This is a genomic window from Streptomyces sp. IBSBF 2435 (genome assembly GCF_036815005.1).
GTDB lineage: Bacteria > Actinomycetota > Actinomycetes > Streptomycetales > Streptomycetaceae > Actinacidiphila.
On record NZ_JAJSYW010000325.1, the window covers coordinates 1 to 3768 of the forward strand.

At 68.7% G+C, this 3768-nt stretch carries 2 protein-coding genes; one reads left to right on the forward strand and one right to left on the reverse strand.

The annotated features are described in order from the left end of the window. Positions 1-490: cellulose-binding domain-containing protein (locus V7E46_RS32840; protein WP_333771821.1), on the reverse strand; the 490-nt coding region annotated here is incomplete at its 3' end. A gap of 276 nt (positions 491-766) precedes the next feature. Here V7E46_RS32840 and V7E46_RS32845 point away from each other — a divergent pair. Further along, entirely contained in the window at positions 767-3694 is a 2928-nt protein-coding gene (locus V7E46_RS32845) for a glycoside hydrolase family 48 protein (RefSeq protein WP_329178776.1), read from the forward strand. The last annotated feature ends 74 nt before the right edge of the window (positions 3695-3768 follow it).

Below are 3768 nucleotides of genomic sequence, written 5' to 3' on the forward strand. Positions count from 1 at the left end.
GCGTCGTGGGGGGCGTCGTCGGCGGGGTGGTCGGCGGTGTGGTGGGCGGCGGCGTCGTCGGCTGGCCCACCAGCGTGCAGGCGGCGCCGTTGAGCGTGAAGCCGGTCGGCACCGGGTTGCTGCCCGACCAGGTGCCCAGGAAGCCCGCGCTGATGGAGCCGCCGGTGGGCAGCGAGCCGTTGTACGACATCGAGGCGACGTGCACCGTCGTGCCGGACTGGGTCCAGGTGCCGTTCCAGCCCTGGGTCACCTTCTGGCCGCCGGTGAAACTGAAGCCCAGGTCCCAGCTGGTCTTCGGCGCACCGCTGTTGGCGATGACAACGTTGCCCTGGAATCCGGCGTCCCACTGGTTGGTCACCTGGTAGGTGACCGAACAGTCCGGCGCGGCGCCGGCCGCGGAAGCGCCGAGCGCGGGGAGCAGTGCCGCGGCAGCGGCCGCCGTGGTGACGGCGGCGATGGAGAACGCCGCCGTGCGCGTTGGTCGTCGCATGTGCGACTCCTCGTGATGTGGGGGGATCAAGGAGTGGACGCGCTCCCACTGGTCCGCCGCAGACCTTAGCGGCAAGTCGGCTTCAACGGTAGAGGGACCGTCAGGTCTGCCGGTGTTCCGCGTCGACTTCTGCAGACGAGGACCCGTCAACAGGCGGTTCTGATTCACCTCTTGACAGTTCTTCGTCAACACCTTGATGGTGGGAGCGCTCCCACTGGTTCACAGGAAAACCGTAGAACCCATCCCCCCACACGAACCGCGAGGAGGACCTCTCGCATGCCCAGAGGAAGACCGATCGGAAAGCGGACCAGGAGACTGCTGACGGCGTTCACCGCCGCGCTCGCCCTGCCGCTCGGCCTGACCGTGGCCACCGGCGGCGGCGTCGCGCACGCGGCCGGCCTGCAGTGCAGTGTCGACTACACGACCAATGACTGGGGTTCCGGTTTCACCGCGAACACCAAGATCACCAATCTCGGCAGCACCGCGATCGACGGCTGGACGCTGACGTACTCCTACACCGGCAACCAGACGCTGCAGAGCGGCTGGAACGGCACCTGGTCGCAGTCCGGCAAGGCGGTCACTGTCAAGTCGCTGGACTGGAACAAGACAATCGCCGCCAACGCGAACGTCACCGCCAGTGCCAACTTCAACTACAGCGGCGCCAACACCGCACCGACCAGTTTCACCGTCAACGGCACGGTCTGCGGTGGCGCGCACCAGCCCCCGCTGCCCGTCCTCACCAGCCCGTCGGCCGGTGCGACCTACAGCGCGGGCGCCACCATCCCGCTGGCCGCCACGGCGGTCGCGGCGGACTCCGCGACCATCACCAAGGTGGAGTTCTACAACGACACCACGCTGCTGGGCACCGACACCACCTCGCCCTACACGCTCAACTGGGCAGCGGTGCCGGCCGGTGACTACTCGGTCTACGCCAAGGCGTACGACAGCCTGGGCGCGTCCGCGGAGTCCACCCCGGTGGGCGTGCACGTGGCGACCGGCCCGGCGATCGTCGCCTCGCCCACGACCGTGTCCGTGCAGCAGGGCAAGACCGGCACCTTCGGCGTGAAGCTGTCCAGTGCCCCGGCGGCCAATGTGACGGTCGGCGTGGCGCGCACCGCGGGCAACAGCTCGCTGAGCGTCCAGTCCGGGGCGAGCCTCACCTTCACCCCGGCCAACTGGTCGACCGCCCAGACCGTCACGGTCGCCGCGGCGGCCACCGGTACCGGCACCGCGACCTTCTCGGCCACCGCGACCGGCTACGGCACCGCGGCCGTCACGGTCAACGAGATCAGCGCGGCCAGCGACTACGCCGCCCGGTTCCTGTCGCTCTACGGGAAGATCACCGACCCGTCGAGCGGCTACTTCTCGCCCAAGGGGATCCCCTACCACTCGGTCGAGACGCTCATGGTCGAGGCCCCGGACTACGGTCACGAGACCACGTCCGAGGCGTACTCGTACATGATCTGGCTCCAGGCGATGTACGGCCAGATCAGCGGCGACTGGACCAAGTTCAACGGGGCATGGGCGACCATGGAGCAGTACATGATCCCCACGCACGCGGACCAGCCGACGAACGCCTCGTACAACCCCAACTCGCCGGCCACCTACGCCCCCGAGCACCCGCTGCCGTCCGACTACCCGTCGCAGCTCGACGGCAACGTCAAATCCGGCGTGGACCCGATCGCGGGCGAGCTGAAGTCGGCCTACGGCACGGACGACATCTACGGCATGCACTGGCTCGAAGACGTGGACAACATCTACGGCTACGGTGACACGCCCGGTGGCGGCTGCGAGCTGGGCCCGACGGCGAGCGGCCCGTCGTACATCAACACCTTCCAGCGCGGTGAGCAGGAGTCGGTGTGGGAGACCGTGCCGCAGCCGACCTGCGACGCGTTCAAGTACGGCGGCAAGAACGGGTACCTGGACCTGTTCACCGGCGACTCCGCCTACGCGCAGCAGTGGAAGTACACCGACGCACCCGACGCCGACGCGCGCGCGATCCAGGCCGCCTACTGGGCGGACACCTGGGCCAAGGCGCAGGGCAAGGGCGCCGACGTGGCGACCACCGTCGCGAAGGCCGGCAAGATGGGCGACTACCTGCGGTACTCGTTCTTCGACAAGTACTTCAAGAAGATCGGCAACTGCACCAACCCGAACACCTGCGCCGCGGGCACCGGCAAGGACAGCGAGCACTACCTGCTGTCCTGGTACTACGCCTGGGGCGGCTCGTCCGGCACCGGCGGCGGCTGGGCCTGGCGGATCGGTGACGGCGCCTCGCACTTCGGCTACCAGAACCCGCTGGCGGCCTACGCGCTGACCACCGACCCGGCCATGGCGCCGAAGTCGGCCACCGGCAAGCAGGACTGGTCCACCAGCCTCGGACGGCAGCTGGAGTTCTACCAGTGGCTCCAGTCCTCCGAGGGCGCCATCGCCGGTGGCGCCACCAACAGCTGGGGGGGCGCCTACGGCCAGCCCCCGGCCGGCACGCCGACCTTCTACGGGATGGCGTACGACTGGGAGCCCGTCTACCACGACCCGCCGTCGAACCAGTGGTTCGGCATGCAGGCCTGGTCGATGGAGCGGGTCGCGGAGTACTACCAGCAGACCGGTGACGCCAAGGCGAAGGCCATCCTCGACAAGTGGGTGAGCTGGGCGATCTCCCAGACCACCATCAACGCGGACGGCACCTTCAAGATCCCCTCCGACCTCCAGTGGACCGGCGCGCCGGACACCTGGAACGCGAGCAGCCCCGGTGCCAACACCGGCCTGCACGTGACGGTCTCGGCCTACGGCAACGACCTGGGTGTCGCGGCGGCCTACGCCAAGACGCTGTCCTACTACGCTGCCAAGTCCGGCAACGCGGCGGCGAAGACCACCGCCAAGGGGCTGCTCGACAGCATGTGGGGCAAGTACCAGGACCCGCTGGGCATCGCCACGCCGGAGACCAGGACGGACTACAGCCGGTTCAACGACCCGGTCTACGTGCCGTCCACCTTCTCCGGCACGATGCCCAACGGCGACAAGATCAACTCCAGCTCGACCTTCATCGAGCTGCGGTCCTTCTACAAGAACGACCCCAACTGGTCGAAGGTCCAGGCGTACCTGAACGGAGGGAACGCTCCGAGCTTCACCTATCACCGCTTCTGGGCCCAGGCGGACATCGCGATGGCGATGGGCGCGTACGGCTTGCTCTTCGGCGAGTGACGCACACCTCCGGCGGGAGCCGGGGCGGGGGATGACCCGGGCTGCCTGACAGTCGCCCGGCCCGCCCCCGGCCC